This window comes from Avibacterium endocarditidis, from assembly GCF_965138825.1.
Taxonomy (GTDB): Bacteria; Pseudomonadota; Gammaproteobacteria; order Enterobacterales; family Pasteurellaceae; genus Avibacterium; species Avibacterium endocarditidis.
The window spans coordinates 195,789-215,791 of the sequence record NZ_CBCSDH010000002.1; the positions used below are offsets into that span (position 1 = coordinate 195,789).

At 41.0% G+C, this 20,003-nt stretch carries 25 protein-coding genes, 2 tRNA genes and 1 pseudogene; 5 read left to right on the forward strand and 23 right to left on the reverse strand.

Annotation, left to right across the window (positions count from 1 at the left end; translation table 11 throughout):
- Positions 1 to 32: 32 nt before the first annotated feature.
- The 4 genes from ACNAV8_RS01975 to pyk all read right to left on the reverse strand — a co-directional run bounded on the left by ACNAV8_RS01975 (position 33) and on the right by pyk (position 3,723).
- Positions 33 to 998, reverse strand: coding sequence for an SEL1-like repeat protein (locus ACNAV8_RS01975; RefSeq protein WP_415777111.1), 966 nt, complete (start codon positions 996 to 998; stop codon positions 33 to 35).
- A 214-nt stretch (positions 999 to 1,212) separates the two neighbouring features.
- The gene (locus ACNAV8_RS01980; protein WP_370445392.1) at positions 1,213 to 1,446 is read right to left on the reverse strand and encodes a DUF6396 domain-containing protein; all 234 of its coding nucleotides are present in this window, start codon (positions 1,444 to 1,446) and stop codon (positions 1,213 to 1,215) included.
- 14 nt (positions 1,447 to 1,460) lie between these two features.
- A complete protein-coding gene (locus tag ACNAV8_RS01985; RefSeq protein ID WP_103853092.1) occupies positions 1,461 to 2,123 on the reverse strand; it encodes an NAD(P)H-dependent oxidoreductase in 663 nt (220 codons plus the stop codon).
- 160 nt (positions 2,124 to 2,283) lie between these two features.
- Entirely contained in the window at positions 2,284 to 3,723 is a 1,440-nt protein-coding gene (gene pyk, locus ACNAV8_RS01990; protein ID WP_103853093.1) for a pyruvate kinase, read from the reverse strand.
- A 206-nt stretch (positions 3,724 to 3,929) separates the two neighbouring features.
- Between pyk and ACNAV8_RS01995 the strand changes: the two genes are divergently transcribed.
- Positions 3,930 to 4,006 (forward strand) — tRNA-Val (locus tag ACNAV8_RS01995).
- A 39-nt stretch (positions 4,007 to 4,045) separates the two neighbouring features.
- Here ACNAV8_RS01995 and recR read toward each other — a convergent pair.
- Positions 4,046 to 4,651: a recombination mediator RecR gene (gene recR / locus ACNAV8_RS02000; RefSeq protein WP_103854961.1), complete on the reverse strand. Its 606-nt coding sequence runs from the start codon at positions 4,649 to 4,651 to the stop codon at positions 4,046 to 4,048.
- Positions 4,652 to 4,734: 83 nt separating this feature from the next.
- Positions 4,735 to 5,064, reverse strand: coding sequence for a YbaB/EbfC family nucleoid-associated protein (locus ACNAV8_RS02005; RefSeq protein WP_103853095.1), 330 nt, complete (start codon positions 5,062 to 5,064; stop codon positions 4,735 to 4,737).
- A gap of 118 nt (positions 5,065 to 5,182) precedes the next feature.
- On the opposite strand from ACNAV8_RS02005, the gene ACNAV8_RS02010 reads away from it, so the two are divergent.
- The 4 genes from ACNAV8_RS02010 (at position 5,183) to ACNAV8_RS02025 (ending at position 9,097) form a co-directional block, all read left to right on the forward strand.
- Entirely contained in the window at positions 5,183 to 7,111 is a 1,929-nt protein-coding gene (locus ACNAV8_RS02010; protein WP_103854960.1) for a DNA topoisomerase III, read from the forward strand.
- Between the two features lie 133 nt (positions 7,112 to 7,244).
- Positions 7,245 to 7,583, forward strand: coding sequence for a preprotein translocase subunit SecG (gene secG / locus ACNAV8_RS02015; RefSeq protein WP_415777112.1), 339 nt, complete (start codon positions 7,245 to 7,247; stop codon positions 7,581 to 7,583).
- 15 nt (positions 7,584 to 7,598) lie between these two features.
- Positions 7,599 to 7,684: transfer RNA gene (locus tag ACNAV8_RS02020), tRNA-Leu, on the forward strand.
- A gap of 204 nt (positions 7,685 to 7,888) precedes the next feature.
- Positions 7,889 to 9,097, forward strand: a complete 1,209-nt coding sequence (locus ACNAV8_RS02025; RefSeq protein WP_415777113.1) for an integrase arm-type DNA-binding domain-containing protein — start codon at positions 7,889 to 7,891, stop codon at positions 9,095 to 9,097.
- A gap of 147 nt (positions 9,098 to 9,244) precedes the next feature.
- Here ACNAV8_RS02025 and ACNAV8_RS02030 read toward each other — a convergent pair whose 3' ends face one another.
- The 17 genes and pseudogenes from ACNAV8_RS02030 to ACNAV8_RS02110 all read right to left on the reverse strand — a co-directional run bounded on the left by ACNAV8_RS02030 (position 9,245) and on the right by ACNAV8_RS02110 (position 20,002).
- Positions 9,245 to 11,068, reverse strand: a complete 1,824-nt coding sequence (locus ACNAV8_RS02030) for a DNA primase family protein (protein WP_415777114.1) — start codon at positions 11,066 to 11,068, stop codon at positions 9,245 to 9,247.
- Positions 11,052 to 11,471 (reverse strand): hypothetical protein, encoded by a 420-nt coding sequence (locus ACNAV8_RS02035; protein ID WP_415777115.1) that lies wholly within the window; start codon positions 11,469 to 11,471, stop codon positions 11,052 to 11,054. Before ACNAV8_RS02035 ends, ACNAV8_RS02030 begins: the two co-directional genes overlap by 17 nt.
- Positions 11,464 to 11,694 (reverse strand): hypothetical protein, encoded by a 231-nt coding sequence (locus ACNAV8_RS02040; protein ID WP_046098022.1) that lies wholly within the window; start codon positions 11,692 to 11,694, stop codon positions 11,464 to 11,466. The genes ACNAV8_RS02035 and ACNAV8_RS02040 overlap by 8 nt, the downstream gene beginning before the upstream one ends.
- A 1-nt stretch (position 11,695) precedes the next feature.
- Positions 11,696 to 11,890: a hypothetical protein gene (locus ACNAV8_RS02045; protein WP_103855992.1), complete on the reverse strand. Its 195-nt coding sequence runs from the start codon at positions 11,888 to 11,890 to the stop codon at positions 11,696 to 11,698.
- Positions 11,883 to 12,119 (reverse strand): hypothetical protein, encoded by a 237-nt coding sequence (locus ACNAV8_RS02050; protein WP_103855993.1) that lies wholly within the window; start codon positions 12,117 to 12,119, stop codon positions 11,883 to 11,885. Before ACNAV8_RS02050 ends, ACNAV8_RS02045 begins: the two co-directional genes overlap by 8 nt.
- The gene (locus ACNAV8_RS02055) at positions 12,112 to 12,336 is read right to left on the reverse strand and encodes a host cell division inhibitor Icd-like protein (RefSeq protein ID WP_415777116.1); all 225 of its coding nucleotides are present in this window, start codon (positions 12,334 to 12,336) and stop codon (positions 12,112 to 12,114) included. The genes ACNAV8_RS02050 and ACNAV8_RS02055 overlap by 8 nt, the downstream gene beginning before the upstream one ends.
- 27 nt (positions 12,337 to 12,363) lie before the next feature.
- Positions 12,364 to 12,612 (reverse strand): annotated as a pseudogene (locus tag ACNAV8_RS02060) (ash family protein); the annotation flags it as partial.
- Between the two features lie 304 nt (positions 12,613 to 12,916).
- Positions 12,917 to 13,699, reverse strand: coding sequence for an antA/AntB antirepressor family protein (locus ACNAV8_RS02065; protein ID WP_103855995.1), 783 nt, complete (start codon positions 13,697 to 13,699; stop codon positions 12,917 to 12,919).
- Positions 13,699 to 13,905, reverse strand: coding sequence for a helix-turn-helix transcriptional regulator (locus ACNAV8_RS02070; protein ID WP_039135572.1), 207 nt, complete (start codon positions 13,903 to 13,905; stop codon positions 13,699 to 13,701). Before ACNAV8_RS02070 ends, ACNAV8_RS02065 begins: the two co-directional genes overlap by 1 nt.
- 157 nt (positions 13,906 to 14,062) lie before the next feature.
- On the reverse strand, positions 14,063 to 14,692 hold the full coding sequence (locus ACNAV8_RS02075; RefSeq protein ID WP_415777117.1) for a hypothetical protein: 630 nt from the start codon (positions 14,690 to 14,692) through the stop codon (positions 14,063 to 14,065).
- A 97-nt stretch (positions 14,693 to 14,789) separates the two neighbouring features.
- On the reverse strand, positions 14,790 to 15,269 hold the full coding sequence (locus ACNAV8_RS02080) for an HK97-gp10 family putative phage morphogenesis protein (protein ID WP_103855052.1): 480 nt from the start codon (positions 15,267 to 15,269) through the stop codon (positions 14,790 to 14,792).
- Positions 15,270 to 15,345: 76 nt separating this feature from the next.
- Positions 15,346 to 17,010 (reverse strand): terminase large subunit, encoded by a 1,665-nt coding sequence (locus ACNAV8_RS02085; protein ID WP_415777118.1) that lies wholly within the window; start codon positions 17,008 to 17,010, stop codon positions 15,346 to 15,348.
- Positions 17,011 to 17,379 (reverse strand): phage terminase small subunit P27 family, encoded by a 369-nt coding sequence (locus tag ACNAV8_RS02090; RefSeq protein WP_103855053.1) that lies wholly within the window; start codon positions 17,377 to 17,379, stop codon positions 17,011 to 17,013.
- Between the two features lie 383 nt (positions 17,380 to 17,762).
- Entirely contained in the window at positions 17,763 to 18,125 is a 363-nt protein-coding gene (locus ACNAV8_RS02095) for an HNH endonuclease (protein ID WP_046098031.1), read from the reverse strand.
- A 9-nt stretch (positions 18,126 to 18,134) separates the two neighbouring features.
- Positions 18,135 to 18,461 carry a head-tail connector protein gene (locus ACNAV8_RS02100; RefSeq protein ID WP_103855054.1) on the reverse strand — a complete coding sequence of 109 codons (327 nt, stop codon included), beginning with the start codon at positions 18,459 to 18,461 and terminating at the stop codon, positions 18,135 to 18,137.
- A complete protein-coding gene (locus tag ACNAV8_RS02105; RefSeq protein WP_165383102.1) occupies positions 18,448 to 18,804 on the reverse strand; it encodes a phage head closure protein in 357 nt (118 codons plus the stop codon). The genes ACNAV8_RS02100 and ACNAV8_RS02105 overlap by 14 nt, the downstream gene beginning before the upstream one ends.
- Positions 18,788 to 20,002 carry a phage portal protein gene (locus ACNAV8_RS02110; RefSeq protein ID WP_415777119.1) on the reverse strand — a complete coding sequence of 405 codons (1,215 nt, stop codon included), beginning with the start codon at positions 20,000 to 20,002 and terminating at the stop codon, positions 18,788 to 18,790. Before ACNAV8_RS02110 ends, ACNAV8_RS02105 begins: the two co-directional genes overlap by 17 nt.
- Position 20,003 lies beyond the last annotated feature (1 nt).

Here is a 20,003-nt window from a genome sequence, read left to right on the forward strand (position 1 = left end):
AACCACCGCACTTAAGTGCGGTGGTTTTTCCCTTATTTTTTCATCGGCAATCCAGTTTGCCAATCTAGCCCTGCTTTTTCAGCCAGTTTTTGCATTAACTCATCGCTTGGCTTTTGTGGTGAAGGGCCTTCAAACCAACGTTGAAAAGCGATTTTTCCGTCCCAAGGCGGAAGTTTGGCTGGGGGTAAGGGCACGATCTCCTCAAGGTCGGGGACAGTGGGTTTTAAAAAGTAATATTTAAACAAATAACTACTGATCATTTCATAGCGCGTTGAACGTTCAGTGTCTACATGAACACCTAAATACTCTGGTTGTTTAGAGCTTATCGCACTAAAACCCTCTGCCAATCTGAATGCTGATTGCTGATTACCTGCCTTGACCCCAGTATGATAATATTCTATAGCCTTGTTATATTTTTTATCAGAATTATAATAAATACCTAACCATTCTGCCGCATCTCCTTGACCTTGATTAGACGCACATTCTAATAACCGCTCCCTCAAATCTAATCGAAATCGTAAAGTGCCTGGATCTTGAAGCCTAAATAATATTTGCCCAATCTCGTATTGTGCATCTCGACTTCCCATATCAGCTGCTTTACGCAGATAAGCAAACTTTCCCCCTGGGGTAGTTTTTACCCCATAGTTACTATCAAGGTGGTAGTAAAGTTTATACATCGCCGTGGCAGGTAAAGTTTTTTCCAGTTCTTTATTTAAGTGATACACTTCTGTTTGTGGTTTCTTCACCACCACACGTTTGGTTTCCAGCAGCCACTGTAGGCGTAAATTGGCTTGATAATCACCATTATAGGCAGCAATACGGTAATACACGGCCATATTTTGCCAGACCTCATCACCTTTCTTGCCCCGCCACATATTGTGTAAATCATGATAAAGGGCATAGTCATAGAGGCTATGTACTTCTTTATCAATAGATGGACGCACTTCGTGTTTACACTCAAAGGTGAGATTATCTAAAATGCTGTTGGTTTTTTGCATTGGCTTATCCTTACTGGTTGAGGCCACTGTGTGACACGCACACAAGCTGGCAATAAGACTGAATAATACAAGTTTTTTGATTGATTTCATTAGTCTAACCTCGCTACATTAGGATAAAAATAGAACAGTGATGTTTAAACAAAAACCATAAATCCGCCTTAATTTTCCACCGCACTTTTTTCTGCTCTCAATAAAAAGTGCGGTGGTTTTTCCCTTATTTTTTCATCGGCAATCCAGTCTGCCAATCTAACCCGGCTTTTTCAGCCAGTTTCTGCATTAACTCATCACTTGGTTTTTGCGGTGAAGGGCCTTCAAACCAACGTTGAAAAGCGATTTTACCGTCCCAAGGTGGAAGTTTGGCTGGGGGTAAGGGAACGATTTCATCAAGGTCAGGGACAGTGGGTTTTAAAAAATAGATCGTTAGAATAAAATATAGGAGTTTCTTTATTTAGATTAAATCTGCTATTCCACCCAAGTTACTAATTCTTCCATCGGTTTTCTTGATTTGGCTTTAATCTCTTTCGCACGATAACCAAAGGTTACCATCACAGAAACGCCCCACTCCGCAGGATCAAACGCACCAGCCTCGGCTAAAATTTGATTTACCGCTTCATAGTTAAAGCCTTCAATCGGACAGCTATCCACACCAATAAATGCCGCGCCAGTCATCATATTTGCTAGTGCAATGTAGGCTTGCTTGCTTGTCCAATCAAATAATGCACGCTCACTTTCTAGCACTTTCATATCATTTTGCTGAAAAGTGCGGTATTTTTCTTTTGCTTTTTCCATTTGTTCTGCGGTTAATCCACGCTTAACCAAAGCATTATGAAAATAATCTGAATCGTAACGGGCATTTTTCTTTGCTAAAAGCGCCACTACATAACTCGCATCATCAAGTTGCGTTGCCATTCCCCAACTCACTGGTTTCAATTTTTCACGCAATTCGGGATTTTGAATGACCACAAAGTGCCAAGGCTCTGAGCCTACAGAACTTGGCGATAAACGTGCAAGCTCTAAAATATAATCAAAATCTTCACGACTCACTTTTTTATTTGGATCGTAATAACGTGTTGCGGCACGAAAACGAAATCTGTCTAATACTTGGTCTTTGCTAAATACGCTCATTATGCTTTCTCCCGATCAAATTAAACTTCGTCATTATAACAATCAGTAGGAAAAATAAGGAAATGTTATTCCGACTAAAGTTGATAGGCGTCAAATAAAAAAGTTACCCATTTTGTGGGTAACTTTTCTTTTTCAAACCTAGTTTTGGTTAAAAATCAGATTATTCAACCACTAATGTGCGGCAAGTGTTTGTTCCGCCAGAAGTTAAAAGATCACCTTGAGTTAATAATACAAGATCACCTGTTACCAAATACCCTTTATCTTTCAACAATTGAATCGCAGCTTTTAAGCCTTCGATTGTACGGCTTTCTTGATCGAAATGAACTGGCACAACACCACGATATAACGCACAAAGATTCAAGGTTTCTTGATGACGTGATAATGCGAAAATTGGTAAGCCAGAGCTAATACGCGACATTAATTTCGCTGTATGACCGCTGTTTGTCATTGCAATAATTGCCGCCACTCCTTTCATATGGTTCGCCGCGAACATTGCTGACATCGCAACCGCTTCTTCAATCGTTTCAAAAGTGCGATCAACACGGTGGCGTGAAACATTTACGCTAGGCATTTTTTCTGCGCCTAAACATACTTTCGCCATCGCAGCTACTGTTTCAGCTGGGTATTGACCCGCAGCAGTTTCCGCTGAAAGCATTACTGCATCTGTACCGTCCAATACCGCATTTGCTACGTCCATTACTTCCGCACGCGTTGGCATTGGGTTGCTGATCATCGATTCCATCATTTGTGTTGCGGTGATCACCACACGGTTTAATTGACGTGAACGGCGGATTAATTTTTTCTGCACCCCCACTAATTCAGGATCGCCAATCTCAACCCCTAAATCACCACGTGCCACCATAATCACGTCAGAAGCTAGGATAATATCGTCCATTGCTTCATCACTCATTACGGTTTCCGCACGTTCTACTTTCGCAACAATTTTTGCTTTAAGTCCTGCTTCTTCCGCTAATTGACGCGCGTAGTTCAAATCTGCACTTGAGCGTGGGAAAGACACCGCTAAGTAATCCACACCAATACGCGCTGCAGTGATAATGTCAGCTTTATCTTTTTCAGTTAAGGCATCTGCAGATAAACCACCACCTAATTTGTTAATCCCTTTGTTATTTGAAAGAGGGCCGCCAACTGTCACCTCAGTGAATACTTTCGCGCCTTCAGTAGATAATACTTTTAACTGAACACGACCATCATCTAATAATAAAATATCACCTGGAACAACGTCTTGCGGTAAGGTTTTATAATCTAAACCTACAGACTCTTGATCACCTTCACCTTTTGGTAATTCTGCGTCTAAAACAAATTTATCACCAACATTTAAGAAAATTTTGCCATCTTTAAAGGTTGAAACACGGATTTTAGGCCCTTGTAGATCCCCTAAAATTGCCACGGTTTTACCTAATTTTTGTGCAATTTCACGCACACGTTGCGCACGCCCAATGTGATCTTCAGGCGTACCGTGAGAAAAGTTCATTCTCACTACATTTGCGCCCGCCGCAATAATTTTTTCTAAATTATTACCACGGTCTGTAGAAGGTCCCATAGTACATACAATTTTGGTTCTTCTTAGTCTTCTAGACATTACTTACTCCATTGTTCTTCAAAATACAAACTAAAAATTGCGGGCTATTATACGCCTAAAACAAGACGAGATCGAGATCGCCCACACGAAAAAAACAGCAAAAAACGCTAAGCCATTGATTAAATTTATGTCAATTAATTATTTGATATGCAAAACGTGCTTGTCTTACGCAATAAAACTCGCTAAGATAGCTCGCAAATTTCAGTGCGACTATAGCTCAGTTGGTTAGAGCACCACCTTGACATGGTGGGGGTCACTGGTTCGAGTCCAGCTAGTCGCACCATTCTTTTCTTTATTATACCCGCATTGAATTTTCCAATATTTAATACTGAATCTCTCTCCGCCCTGAGAAAGAATGCCCGAGGGTGTTGCTATCCACAGTTTCTAGCTCACCGCCTACAGGAATGCCGTGTGCAATGCGAGTTACTCTGATATTGTGTTGCATACAAAGCTCTGCAATATAGTTTGCCGTGGCCTCGCCTTCTATGGTTGGATTGGTTGCTAGGATCACTTCACTGAACGATTCATTTTGCAAGCGCCGATTGAGTAAATCTAACCCAATTTCTTTTGGCCCAATACCATCTAAGGGGGAAAGATGCCCCATCAACACAAAATAACGCCCTGAAAATTGCCCTGTTTGTTCAATGGCTTGAATGTCGGAAGGCTGCTCTACCACACAAAGCAAGCCTGTGTTTTGACGGCGTGGATTATTGCAAATGGTGCAAACTTCTTCTTCAGTAAAGGTTCGGCACTGTTCGCAGTGGCCAATTTGCGACATTGCGGCAGTTAATGCACGCGCCAGATCCATTCCACCACTGCGATCTCGTTGCAATAAATGATACGCCATTCGTTGTGCAGATTTCGGGCCGACACCAGGTAAACAGCGTAATGCGTCAATAAGATTTTCTAATAATGGGCTTGTTTGCATTGTTTTGCCTAAAAATAAACAAAAAACGCACCGCACTTTGATTTTTAATAAGAAACGAAGTGCGGTGCAAAATTAGGGAAAATTTAGAATGGCATTTTAAAGCCGGGCGGTAATGACATTCCAGCGGTAACGGATGCCATTTTTTCTTTTTGCAATTCTTCTGCACGACGAACTGCATCATTGAACGCTGCTGCGATAAGATCTTCGAGCATTTCTTTATCGTCTTCCATTAGCGAAGGATCGATTTCAATACGGCGACAATTATGCGCACCATTCACGGTAATTTTTACCAAGCCTGCGCCTGATTCGCCTGTTACTTCCAACTGTGCAATTTCTTCTTGCATTTTTTGCATACGATCTTGCATTTGTTGAGCTTGTTTCATTAAGTTGCCTAAGCCACCTTTTCCAAACATAATTTTTATCCTCAATGTTAATAAGTGGCGACATTCTAACGAAAAATTAATAAATTGGGAATAATCAAATCTGTGTTAGAATGCCGAACTTTGTTTTAGATGATTGATGTTGTCCCCTATGCGATTATTTATAGCCGAGAAACCTAGTCTTGCCCGCGCCATTGCTGATGTGTTGCCCAAACCTCATCAGCGCGGCGATGGTTTTATTCGCTGTGGTGAAAATGATTGTGTTACTTGGTGCGTTGGTCATCTGTTAGAACAAGCCGAACCTGACGCTTACGATCCCAAATTCAAAACTTGGCGCGTGGAAGATTTACCTATCGTGCCACAAAAATGGCTGCTTATCCCCAAAAAATCAGTGAAAAAACAGCTAGATACGGTAATAAAGCTGATTCATCAAGCCGATCAACTTATCAATGCCGGCGACCCAGATCGTGAAGGGCAATTATTGGTGGACGAAGTGTTTAGCTACGCCAATCTTTCGGCTGAGAAAAAAGCACAAATTCAACGCTGCTTAATTAGCGATTTAAACCCAAGTGCGGTGCAAAAAGCGGTAAAAAAATTACAATCGAATCAAAACTTTATCCCTCTTGCCACCTCTGCGCTTGCGCGCGCCAGAGCGGATTGGCTATATGGCATCAATATGACGCGTTCTTACACTAAGCGTGGACAGAATGTGGGCTATCGTGGCGTGCTTTCGGTAGGACGAGTGCAAACGCCTGTGCTGGGCTTAATCGTTCGCCGTGATTTAGAAATTGAAAACTTCCAACCGAAAGATTATTTTGAAGTGCAGGCTTTTGTACAAACTAAGGAAGAAATTCCGCAAAAATTCACCGCACTTTGGCAGCCAAGTAAAGCGTGCGAGGATTATCAAGATGAAGACGGCCGTGTGCTTTCCCGCGCCTTAGCGGAAAATGTGGTGAAGCGTATTACTGGCCAGCCTGCAACGATAACGGATTATCAAGACAAACGCGAAAAAGAAACTGCGCCCTTGCCTTATTCCCTTTCCGCCTTGCAAATTGATGCGGCAAAACGCTATGGGCTTTCAGCACAAGAAGTGCTGGATACTTGCCAGCGCTTATATGAAACGCACCGCTTGATTACTTATCCGCGTTCCGATTGCCGTTATTTGCCTGAAGAACATTTCGCTGAACGCCATAAGGTGATGAATGCCATTTCCATTCACGCGCCTGATTATCAGTCGTTACCGACTATTATCAATCCTGAACAGCGAAACCGTTGCTGGAATGATAAAAAGGTGGAAGCACACCACGCAATTATTCCAACGGCAAAAAATCGGCCTGTCAATCTGACGCAAATGGAACGCAATATTTATCAGCTTATCGCGCGCCAATATCTCGCCCAATTCTGCGCAGATGCGGAATACCGCCGCTGTAAAATAACCTTAAATATTTCAGGGGGAAAATTTGCCGCAGCAGCGAGCAATTTACAAGTGGCTGGCTGGAAAGAACTTTGGGGCAAAGAAAATGATGAACAAAATAACGCTGAACCCTTGCTGCCTGAAGTAAAAAAAGGACAAGAATTATTCTGTGAAAAAGGCGAAATTATGAGTAAAAAAACGCAACCGCCAAAACCGTTTTCAGATGCAACGCTGCTTTCCGCAATGACTGGGATCGCGCGTTTCGTACAAGATAAAGCGTTGAAAAAAATCCTACGCGAAACCGATGGTTTAGGCACAGAAGCCACGCGCGCCAGCATTATTGAACTGCTATTTAAGCGTGGTTTTGTTTATAAAAAAGGGCGTCATATTCATAGCACTGAAACAGGACGAATTTTAATTCAAGCCTTGCCTGACATCGCCACGCTACCAGATATGACCGCCCACTGGGAAGCACAGCTCAACAGTATTAGCCAAAAAGCGCTGAGTTATCATCAATTTATGCACGAATTGGTGCAATCCCTGCCTGCAATGCTCAGTTATACCAATTTTGATGCGCTGCGACAGCTGAGTGCATTATCACGGCAGCAGGCAACAACTCAAAAAGCAAAAGTACCGAGAAAGAAAAGTGCGGTGAGAAAATCGTAAATTTTGTTGAACGCTAAATTGCTTATAATTAAAACAATCAATGATTTTTTTTAGAAAATTCCTTGCGCAGCGTTTTAATATTCGCTAATATTCGCCCGTTAATTTTTGGTATCCAATAATAAGAGAAGAAATAATGTATCAAGCACTGTTAATTATCTACTTAGTTGTATCTGTTGCCCTTATTGGTTTTATTCTAATCCAACAAGGTAAAGGGGCGAATGCAGGTGCTTCATTTGGTGGCGGTGCATCAGGTACAGTATTTGGTTCAAGTGGTGCGGGTAACTTTTTATCTCGCACAACGGCAATCTTAGCAATTATCTTCTTTATTACTAGCCTTGCTATCGCGAATATTAATTCTCACCACGGTGAAGTTAAACAAGGCAAATTTGATAATCTTTCACAAGTTGCCGAAAAAATTCAAGAACAGCAACCAAAAGTGGAAAAAAAACAAAATTCAGATATTCCACAATAATTTAAACCGAATTTTGCTCTGATGGTGGAATTGGTAGACACGCTATCTTGAGGGGGTAGTGTCCGCAGGACGTGCGAGTTCAAGTCTCGCTCAGAGCACCAAAACACTTAACTAAGCCTTTCGTAACCACGCGAAAGGCTTTTTTAATGTCTGAAATTTCAAGGGTTTAGCTTATTTTACCTATCGCAACTAATAGTAGCTAATTGACTTAAACCGCAGTTTTTAGTAACTATAATAGTAACCACGAGCGGAATATAGTTACTAATCGCTCTTTCATAGTTACTAAAATTACGGAGATCCTAGATATGGCGCGTATTATCAAGCCTTTAACTAATACAGAAATTGAGCGGGCAAAGCCACAAGACACCCCCTACACTTTAACCGATGGCAATGGGCTATTTTTACTTATCTCTACTACTGGATCGAAAACTTGGCAATTTAATTATCACCGCCCCTTTAGCAAAAAACGAACAAAATTCAGCATAGGCGCATACCCAAGCATTACCCTAGCCCAGGCTCGTGCTAAGCGTGAAGAATTTCGTGCGCTACTTGCTCAAGGTATCGATCCGCAAGAGAAAGCCAAGGAAGAAGAACAGGCTATCAATGAGCAAATAGAGAACAGTTTTTTGTCCGTAGCTGAAAAGTGGAAAGAGAAAAAAGCTACAGAAATTGAGCCTATCACCTTGAAGAAGAATTGGCGGCGTTTGGAAACTTATGTTTTCCCTTTGCTCGGACATTTGCCCGTTGCTGAAGTGCTGCCTAATGTGGTGATCAAATCCCTTGAACCGTTAAATCAACAAGGCAAAGGCGACACACTAAAGCGCACTATTCGCTTGATAAACGAGATTTTAAATTATGCCGTGAACTATGGCTTATTGCCTTTTAATCCTTGCGCTAATGTTAATGCGGTGTTTAATTTTGGCAAGAATGAGCATAATCCCACTATTCGCCCTGAAGAATTGCCAGAGCTGCTTTATAAGCTACAAAATTCAAAGATGACGCTATTTACTCGCTGCTTAATCAAATTCCAGCTTTTAACGATGACGCGGCCAATTGAAGCCAGTAGCGCAGAATGGACTGAAATTGATTTGGCTAAATCGTTGTGGGCTATCCCCGCAGAAAAAATGAAAACTAGAAAGCCGCACATCGTGCCACTTTCCACCCAAGCCCAGCAGGTACTGAATGTAATGCAAGAATTTACGGGCAATGCGCAGTATGTTTTCCAAAGTGCGAGAGTGCCAAACAAGCCAATGAATAGCCAAACTGTGAATAAAGCGCTTGTTGATTTGGGATATAAAGACAAACTGACAGGCCACGGATTGCGCTCAATTGGTAGCACTTATCTGAATGAGTATGAGCCGATGATTTCGCCTGATGTTATTGAGGCTTGTCTATCTCACGGCATTAAAGATCAAGTTCGACGTGCTTATAATCGTTCTGATTATCTTGAACAGCGTAAACCAGTAATGCAGCTTTGGGGCGATTATGTGGAAGCGTGCGAAAAGAAAAGTTAATCAAAGAAATTTTTTTTGCAAAAGGGTGTTCACCTCGCTTATTTTCCTGTTTTCCTTTTATATTTCAATAGGTTAAGGGGTGAACACCCATATTCACCCGGTGATCACCCTTTTAGGCAATAAAAAAAGGGCATTTCTGCCCTTAACTCATTGTTTTAAAAAGTTTTTTATGAACTCGTCCACGTCTTTAAAGTGAATGTTCGTTCTAACCCCTGCTTTGGTTTTTTGTTTGTTATAATCAAATTCATTGCGCTGTTGTTTGATGCCTTGCCTAAGTGAAATGGCAAAATTATTTAGGTTCAGCTCTTTTATGCCACTTGCGCCCGTGAAAGCAAGATAAGCAGGATAAAGATGCGTTCTTTCTTTCCCAAACATTCTTGCATTGCCAATAAAAAGCCCATCGCACTTATCACTTGTCAGGAAATACCCGCAAAATTCCGTGATATGGTCAGTTTGCGATTTCACTTCTAATGCTTCTGCGCTGGTCTGCTGATTATGCAAAGCCCGCTTTGCGTCTATCGGGTCTTTAAAGCGTTGCATAAGCTGAAACACAATGCCGCTAATTTCCTGTTCAATCTTTGCCAGTAATTGCGGATCTCGCTTTTCATCAGGTACAACGCGATCGAAGTGATAGATTACGCGACGGCGGTCAATTCCCCCGCAACGTTCTGTAAATCGAGTGGCTTCGTTATTGACTATCATCACAATTGCTTGAATAACGGCTTTAAACCCGTTTTTATATTTCGGTTCAATTTTTACCGTGTCGCCGCCGGTGATGCTCTTTAACCCCGCTCCATTTCCGCCATAGCGTGCCTGTTCTGAACAAATAATTAATCTTTGATTGAAGAAAAGTAAGCGTTCTTTCGGGCTATCTATTTCTTCTAGGCTTCCCGGTACGGTGCTATCCTCGCCGGCCAACATTGTCGCAATCTTGGCAAAAACAGATTTGCCACTTCCGCCGTCGCCGGTGATTTCAAGAAATAACTGCCAATCGTAGCGGTTGGTTAAAACGGCATAAAGCGCCGCCAGAATATTTGTTTTCTTCTGGTCGTTACCATTGGCGACAAATTCCAACCACTGATCGAAGTGCGGCGTATTTTGTGGCTGGCTGCTATAATCGCAATTCAAATGAGAAGTAACAAAATCTTCCCGCTTGATTGGCTCAAATAACAACGTGCTGCGGTTTAATGTGCCATTTCTGAAATAGATGAGTGCAGGGCTTGGCTCAATCATTTTCGGCAGCTGTATTTTTAACGTGTTGATTAGCCTTTCAATGGTTTTATCACTATATAAAAGTTGATTTGTCTCAAAAAATTCTACGGCTTTTTCTTCCAAGGTTTCATCGTCTAACTGTTGCCAAATTGTGCCGTTATAAGCATAGATTTCACGGCTGCCACGTTGTAAAGCTAAATCCAATCCTAACCACTGCTTAAACGCGCGAGATTTTTCGCTCGTTGCAGATTTGTCTTTCACTGTCATAGCTTCATTCTCGCTTGCTTGTGCGATAATTTTAGCGGTTTCTGCTTCTTCGCCTTGTTCTCGCAGGCGTTGAATATAACCGCTTAAATTTTCGTTCAAGGTCAAGGTAGCACCGTCAACCAGCTCCACGATTTCGGCTTTCGTGGTGGTGGCAAGGTTTAAGCAAAGTGCGGTGATTTTTTCTTGAGAAAGCTCACCACATTGAATGAGCTTTATTGCACGTTGTTCATTGGTGGCAATACGCAAATTAGCAAGTTCATCTAACTGACTATCACTCAAAATCACGGGGTTTTGCGCATAGCGGGGGATTTCTCCCCCTGCGGTTTTAAATGGTGCAATTTGCAAGCCATCGGCGATATTCTGCCACTCTATACCTGCTCCCTTGTTCCATACTTCCCACGCACGAGAGCCAACAAGAACAAGTAAATCATCAAAAGGGCGATTATTCCACGGCTCTTTTAAGTGCGGTGCGTTTTTAGTGAATTTTCCCATTATTTCCCCCGCGTTTTACTTTTTCTAATTGTGTGAGAACTTTTGTTACCATTTGTTGAAGTTGCCCAGCCAAAAAGCCACAAATCACTGAATTAAGTAAATGTTCGGCAATTTCTTCATTACTGAATAATTTCATCAATTCCTTGTAATCTTTTGTTGGTGCTTTAGGGGCAAGTTCAAGCAATCTTTGAGAAATGACATTCGCTTCTTTGGCAAATTGTATTGATGAAAGCGGATCAATCTCGGCAATCCCAGCCAACACATTAGCCAATTCATCAAAAGCAACGGCCAAATAAGGAAATTCAGGGTTATTTGTGCCATTGATAAAATTACCGTTGTGAATGCCTATTGCTTGTAATTCGGTTTCATTCAATTTATCAAAATTGACTTCATCATTATTCATTGCTTCCCCCTTTCTTAACTTTTAATCCTTTTGTTGCGCTGCTTTTGATAGATTTCAACGCATCTACCGCCCCTTTTAAATGCCCGTTATGTAGATAGTTTTTGGCAAAGCCAAGATAAAGCTCGGCATCTTTAATCGCTTTGACTAACTGCTCCCAGTTTGGCAAGATTTCAGGTTCAAAAGGTTTAATTTTTGTTCTGCGTGAACGTATTGCTTTGGCCATTCTATACCTCCCCTAAATGCGCTAAACCTTGATCCATTAATACCAGCGCACCACGCAAAGCGGTTTGCATATCAATGACATTCACTTGTTCTTCATTTGCATTAGCTGCCATTAAAACAATGGTATAGGCTTCCCATAAGCGGGATTGTGCTTGCAAATAGTGTTGTTCTTGTGTGGTTTTAGTTGGTTTAGTCATTGTTCACCCCCAATTTTTCTTTAATAAAATTCAGACGGTGATTTAATGAATTAATATGGTTATAAAGTGCTGTATTAATACCTTTTAACGCTTCTTCTAACTCACAATAGTCAAACTTGTCTAAATCTGAATAGTGAGCTAATGCGTGAATAAGTGTTGCTGGTTGATGAAGATTTTCAATATCACGCTCTAAAAGCCCTAGTTGAAAGGCTAAATCTTTGTTATCCATTCTGCACCTCCGCCATAGCTGAAGTGAGTACGATAGGGGATAAAGTGCGGTCGTTTTTTGCTAAGTTTTTAACGTTAATGCAACCGGCAAAAATAAGAACGAATTGCTTAGCTAATTTTGCTCTTGCTTGCATTTCAGTTTCAGCAAAAATGCGGATTTTATAAATTTTGTTGGTTAAGTCTGTGCGACGGATTGCCGCAAAAATGAAGAGTTTCATTGCGTTTGCTCCACAAGTAAATAGTTTTCGTGAAGTTACCGCGAAAGTTCTCAGGCTTGGGCGGTAACGTGTTACGGGCTGAGAAACTGCGACTTGTGGAACACAGCAAAGGGCGAAACCTTTCCCATAACACGCTACCATAGAAGAACACGCCATTTTTAGGCGTTCTTTGGGTGTGTTTGTGCTACGCATAAAAAAACACGCATTAATAGGCGTGCATTTATCCGCCACAAGTTTATTGTTCGAGTTCTCAGGCTCGGCACTGTTTGAAAGTGCGGTGTTAAAATACGATAAATTTGCCTCGGTTGTAAAGAATTTTGGTTATGAATTATTTTCACGTTTGATAAAATCATTTTGAATTAAATTCATAGAATATCCTTTGGGTTTAGTTCATTCGTTTTTTTATTAACTATTGATATTGTAGGTTGCAATATGCCAAGTCCGTTTCTGCGTATCTTGTTCATAGTGATGCCCAGTTAAATAACATTGCTGCAATGTATCCAATAGCAAATAAATAAGACGTATTAGTAAAATCCTTTAATAGCGGGGCTACTGGTTTCAGTAGCCTTTGCTATATCTGCTATTCAACCAAACCAAAATTGGTTCGGTTCATTCGCTGTAACAATGCTTCAAGGTTCGCTTTGCGTTGTTTAAACGGCATATCTAATACAAGTAACGTGGTATTTGTCTGCTGCAGTAATTTGAGCAAATTAAGTTGATTTGTCGTAAAGCTATCCCGCACATTTGCCACGCCAGTTCTTTCTTTCCAGTGGTGGACGTTTTCGCCTAAAAGCAAGCTATCTAGCATTACTTGTTCATTGCTGAAGTGATACGGCTTTGACTCTTTGCCTTGGCGTTGGTAGTAATCTTTGATGGCGTCTGTCATTGCTCGATTGTGGTCAATCGTGGCAAGCCTTGCTTTGGTTCGCTCTAAGGTGTTGCGGTGTAGGTGAGGGGCAACCTGCGCAAATTGCTTTTCTGCTTCGATAAAGTGCTGGCGGATTGCGTGGCCCACTTCGTTTTTTTCCAATAAGCAAAGGTGTTTCGCCATATCAAAAGTGATGATGTAATCAATCAACTTTTGCGGGCGTGCTTTTGATGATTGTTTATTTATATTCTCTATTTCGGGCGTAAATTGTTCACTATTTGCGCTCCCCCGTTTTGGGGAACTCAAATTTTCAACAATAATAAAATCACTGTCTTTAATAAATGAACATTCTTCAATACGGTTTTTTATCCACGTTGAAAAATCTCGCCCAATTTGCAAAGCTTTATGCAAATTACGCGCATTTACGCCATTTATTTCCTTGTGGTGGAATTTGTGCGTTATTGGCTCTAAAAGTAATTTCAATGCGTTATTCATTATTGCCCCCTTGTCGCTTTCTGTTCTTCAATCCAAGCATTCACTTCCTCTAAATCCCAGCGGATAAAGTTTTGTGAAAAGCGGATAGGTTGGGGGAATTGATTTGCTTTGACTAGTTCATTTAATTTTGTGCGGCCAAAGCCAACAACGGCAGTAACTTCTTTGCCTGAAATCAATTTTTTAGATTGGGTTTGTGATTGGTTCATAAAAAATACCTCTCGTTTGTTGAACTATTTGTAGGGTTCGTAACGTTACGAGGGGTATTAGAAAGGAATTTAGAAGTTTTGAAAAATCAATAAGTTACTTATAATAATAAAAAAGCAGATTATCATAGTGAATAAGCTGCTTTTGATCATTCTATTCTTACTTCTTAGGCTGGAAAGGTCTAATCCAACGAATTATTGTTTGTATAGTTTGTGATAATTCTAATTTATCTTTTAATTGATAAGCCATATTTTCTTGCGTTATAGCGGGATCTTTTTTCCATATATCTATCGCATATTCTTCAGCTTTAACTTGTTCAGGCTTTTTGGATTTTTTAGATTTTCCTTTTATTATTCTATCCGCTTTAGGCGTTACATTTGAATAAGCGTATAGTTCATTTATTTTTGTTTTCAAAAATGTTTTTACTATTAAAAATAGTCTTTTATTTCTAACATCAATATTTGAACGGGCAGAAATTTCATTTTTCAATTCATTATCATCAAGCAAGATAAATTTAAGATCATTCAGCATAAAGTCATTTTTTGCACTCAATGAATCAACAAAAATATTTTCTAAAAAATCTAATAATTGAAAGATATTATCTTTTATATTCTTATTATTTAATTGATTATAGAGAATATCATTTAAAATATTTTCTTCATCATTTCCAAAACTTTCTATACTTGGGCATAATTCTTCAAAAGCCTTTGTCATCTCATCTTGGCTTAAATTAGCTTCCTTTTCTATTTTTTCTAAAGCGTCTAAAAGTTTCTCAATTATATTTCCCATAAATGCCCCTTTCGCATTTTCCCTTATGAATGGAAACACGCCAGCAAGCTAAGGGGGCTTGTTTTCGGTGATCAGCCTAGGCGTGTTTGATTTGGTGTTATTTCAATTTTAACCCGTTTTTATATTCTTTTTCAAAGGTTTCTCTTGTTACTTTCAATGCGTGAGCCTTGCCACGTTCTGCACCTGTTTCCATAAAGTGGCGGCCTTTCATTTTTACTGTGCCATATTCAACCATCCACCAATAAAATGGATCGGTTCTATCTCTTACCGCTTGCCCAACTCTTGCCATTTTTCGCCCTTTGGTTCGCATTACGCGGATTTTAGTTAGTCCACTTAATCCATTCTTGGCTACACTTGTTTTGTGTCTGATATTATTTTTTATTGTGCCTTTTTGCCGGAAATTGGTGCTTGTTTTTAAAATTGGCACGGTTGGCTTAATGGCTTTTTCTAATTCTCTTGCACCTGCATTTAGGGCTTTTCTAATTGGTTTTCTCGCATTTTTGGCAATATTTTTTATTGTTTTATTAATATTGCGTTCTATCTCTTTCAATCCTGTTATTTTGACTGATACACTCATTTTATTTACTCCAATAATAAAAGAAATAATACATTGCACCGCTGTAAATCAGCAGATAAATTAATTCACTGTTCATCTATAAATCTATTCCGTTAAATTGTTCTAATGCCTGTTGATGTTCGTTGGATAGTTCAAAAATCACATCACCATATTCAAGCTGATAAGTGCCAAAAGACATCAAGAAGGCGATCGCTGGGTCAATTTTATTGGCTGCTTTTTTCTTGTTTGGCTTGATATTGGCGTTTGCGTCGGTTTCCATTACGACGTTAGACAATGCCCAGGCAAGCACGGGATCGCCGTTGTGTTCTATCACTTGGCGATTGATTAAGACTTCCGTTGATTTTGCCACGGGGCTAAAGCGTTGATAGGTTTGCGGGAAGGGTTCAACTTCTAGCCCTGCCGCTTGTAGCTGGGTTCTTAGGTGTGTGGCATTCCAAACATCAAAGCCAATCATTTTTATGTTGAATTGTTCGGCATCTTTCAAAATATCATCGCGGATTTTGTCATAATCGATACAATCCCCCTCTGTTACCCTTAGCCAACCTTGCCGCACCCATTGGCGATAGATGGCGCGATTTTTGTTGGCCACATTATTAAGCTGATATTCAGGCAAATAATGACGCGTTATCAACCGCACTTTCTTTTCTTGTGGGAAGGTGTAGCAAATGCTGGTTAAATCGTTGGTTGAAGAGAGATCCAAGCCCATATAGCAATCTTGGTGAAGTAAATCTTGTTCGCTGTAATCACGCTTGCACTGCGCCCAGCTGCCTTCACTTAGCCACGGCGTTTGTCCTTGGCACCATACATTAAAGCGTTTAGTGAGCATTTCCACCCATTCGGAAGGTATGCCACGGGCTTTTTTGATGGTGTTTTCAAAATCAAGTTGCGGGATAGATTTGTTAATATTGGGGTTGGCTTTGATCCAGTTTTCAGGTTGGTCAATTTCGCTTTCATCATCTAATTCAAAAATCAGAATAAACAAGCTATCATTCTGTTCATTGCCTGCCAGAATTTGGGCGCAATAGTCATAATGCTGCTTGCACGCTGAAATGGTGTTACTGCCTGCGGTGGTGATGGCAAATAATAGCCCTTCTGGTCTTGCTCCTTGCCCAAGTTCTAACGCACTGTAAACGCTGTTGTCTGCGTGTAGGTGATATTCATCAACAATAGCAAGGCTTGGGTTAGTTCCTTCAATGGTGCTAGATTTGGCTGCCAGTGGGCGCATTAAGCTGTTATTCTTGGGGTTGATCAGTTTGTGCTGTTGAATGCTGATCCGCTTTTTCAATGGTGCAGAAAGCAAGCACATTTGGCGCGCATCATCAAAAACAATACGCGCCTGATCACGGCTTACGGCTGCGGTGTAAATATCTTGTTGCCCTTTTTCCATAATCAGAAACCAATTCGCCAATACGGCCGCAACGGCAGATTTCGCATTTTTCCTTGCTACTTGCACATAGGCGGATCGGTATTTTCGCAAGCCGGTTTCTTTGCGCTTGAAACCAAGCAAATTAGCAAAAAGAAAGATTTGCCAATCCGATAATTCGATCGGCTGCCCTCTTAGATGCCCTTTGACGTGCGGACATAAGCGAGAGAAAGCAAGGAATTTTTGCACCGCACTTTCATCAAAGAAATAATCAGGGTTGCTTAAATCCGCAAAATAACGGGCTACGGCTTGTTTGATTTTCTGGCAAGCGATAATTTCCCCGTTCTGCACTTGCTCAGCATAACGATGCCACGGCATTTACATCACCAAGATTTCATCAATAGCGTCCGTTTCTTCCGTTTCTACCGGATTTTTACGGCGACTAACAGGATCGAACCCCAGCAAGGAAGACATTTTAATCATCACTTTTTCCGCATCTGATTTTGCAGAAAGTGCTGGGTTGCGTGATTGTGTACCTTGAGAATTGATAATAATAAAGCCATTTTTCGCTAAATCTGCCACAGAATGGCGCCAAATTGCGTAGTTTTCGCAATAAATTTCAAGGTTTGTTAAATCTTCGGGTTTAATATCGCCACGTTCTGAAAGTTGCTTAATGCGTGCTTTCCATTGTGATTTAGCAATCTCATCTAAAAATTCAGGTGCTTTATAGCTTTTTCGTTTATTCATTGTTTTCCTTATTTTCAAAAAAATCACTGTGCATAAAAATTTGAGGGGACGGGCGGTTCTACGGCTTTCGGCTTTTCTTTTTAAAACTCCCCCTACCGTGTCTATCTCATTGTTTTTAAAGCTAAACGCAAAATTGCGTTCACCTATCCTATTGATTTTAAAACAAAGCTCAAAATTGAGTTTTGTAAAATCCATCTCTGTACTTCGTCTAACATTTAATCAACGCGCCCAATTTTGGACTGGTTCAGTTGTTTCGATATCGCAACGGCTGAAGTGTTTCGATATCGAAATGATTGACTTGCAACCGTGTACATATGTACACAACTGAATGAACTGTGGGCATATGCCCACGGTTGAAGTAGTGATGGTTATATCACCACAACTTACTTCTTCGCCCCAAATCCGCGCTTGTCTATCACCCTTGTCTTGTAGCTGTGGCAATCACGGCATAAGGCCTGATGATTACTTGCTACCCAAAAGAGCGGATCAGCTTGCCCATTCTCTACGGGCTTGATGTGGTCGATTACTGTTGCAGGCGTATGTAATCCCTTTGTTAAACACATCACGCACAAAGGATTATGCTTTAGGTATTGTGCGCGGTATTTGCTCCATTTGTGGTCATAGCCTCTTGCGCTACTGCTTGGGCGGTTGTCTTTTGGTTTAGTCTGATGTTCTTCACATCTGCCAGATTTCACGCGATTACGGCAACCAGGGAAAGAACAACGCTTTAAAGGTTGATAAGGCATAACATCACCTTAATAGATACAGGGTTCGCGGTACACTTCCCACAAGGATTTGATTGTCATCGGTGCGGGTTTTAAATTTGCCAAGTCAGTAACGGCTTCTCTATTTGTGTAGAGATAAGCAATATACATCAAGCAGCCCACTTTGATTGTTGGATAAAAAGGGATTGTGGTTGCGCTTTCTTCTTCCGCAAAAGTTTTCCCTATATGACGTTGTGCCACTTCGATTGATACTACGGCATAGCGTTCTAACAAGTCATCATCAAGATCAAAATCTTCCATAATGTTCAAGTGTGCTTTGATTTCCTCTAGCGGAATAACAAGATCAACGTTCGCCATAAGCTTCCCCTTCCTTACACATTAACTGCAGTTCTCTGTGTTCGTCCTTGCTGTCGATTACTGAATAAATGTCCCAATGTTGATCGCCATATTTCACCCGCATTTTTCTTGTTACATTGGGCAAATAACGAATGCGCACGCGGATAATATTTTCACCTAATTGAAATGGCCCACTAAAATATTCGCGCCCTTGCAAGGGTTCAATACTTGCCCGCACCGTTGCCACATCTTCCCAAAATGTTTTATTGCCACCATAAGGATTGAGCTGCTTTTCTTTCTCGTGATTGCGTGCTTGCAAGGTGATCACTTTGTTATATTTTCCGGCTCTAATCATTCTCGCCATTGTTACCACCTTTTTTCACTTCTACGGTCTGTTTCCACGCTTGGCTAAATTCATCACCACCAACATAAGGCGAAAGCCCTTCACGTCTGCGCACTTCATTAGGGTTCATAATGCCGGCTTTAATGGCCGTGTCGTAACTATTGAAGCGATCGTTTTGACTGGTTCGCAATAAATCACTGGTATCAAATTCAATTAAATAACGTTGCTTGCTTTGGCGGCTAACGTCCACCATCAACGCATCTTTTAACTGTTGTTCAAAGTTAGTCAGCCACGGGCGTAAGGTTTGCGATAAAAAAGCACGGCTTGCTTCGCTAAAATTGGAATAGCTACTATTGGAATAATCTTGCAAAAAGATCGGGCTGATATTGTAAATGCGCGCAATATCGGAAATCGTAAACGTGCGGCTTGCCAACCATTCCGCATCTTGGTTTGTCATTCCTAACTGCTTATATTCCATTGAGCCTTCAAGCACTGGCGTTTTACCTGCATTTTTTGCCCCTTTGTAACGTTCCAAGGCTTTCAATGCTTTCTTGCCTTTGGCTTCATCTAACCATTCTGCCGTTGTAATTAGCCCGCTGGCCATCAAGCCATTCTTCATCACTGCCGCACCGTGTTTTTGCTGTGCCATTCCTAAGCCTACGGTTTCGCGACAAATAGCAATTGGTGAACGTCCCATAAAGCCATCAAGTGAAGAATGACGCAAATGCAACACTTCATCTTGCAAATAATTCTTTGTTTTGCCGTCTAAATCGGTGATTTGATAAATATGCTCACCTTTTGGCGTGCGCAAAATATTCACCGCACTAGGCTGATAAGGCGTAAGGCTGACTGGCTCACCCTGCTTATTCCACTCAATCACGGCATAAGCATTCCCATTTAGTAAACAATGGCGCATTAGGGTATATTTGAATTGATACGGCGTTTGATTGCGGTTCGGCATTTCATTCAATAAATAATCAACAGGGTGATCGAAAACACGCTCACGCCCATCTTGCTTTAATTGATACAAATAACACGGCATCGACGCCACCGCTTCCGCAATCACGGTAACGGCATTCATTACTGCCGGCAAGGCTTCCGCCGTTTGTGGGCTAACAAACTCACCTGCTGACGTATTTGCCACGCCTAAATAAGAAATTAACTCATCAATTCCCAAAGGCTGGCTACGTTGTTCTGTCTTACGTTTAAATGGCCACATC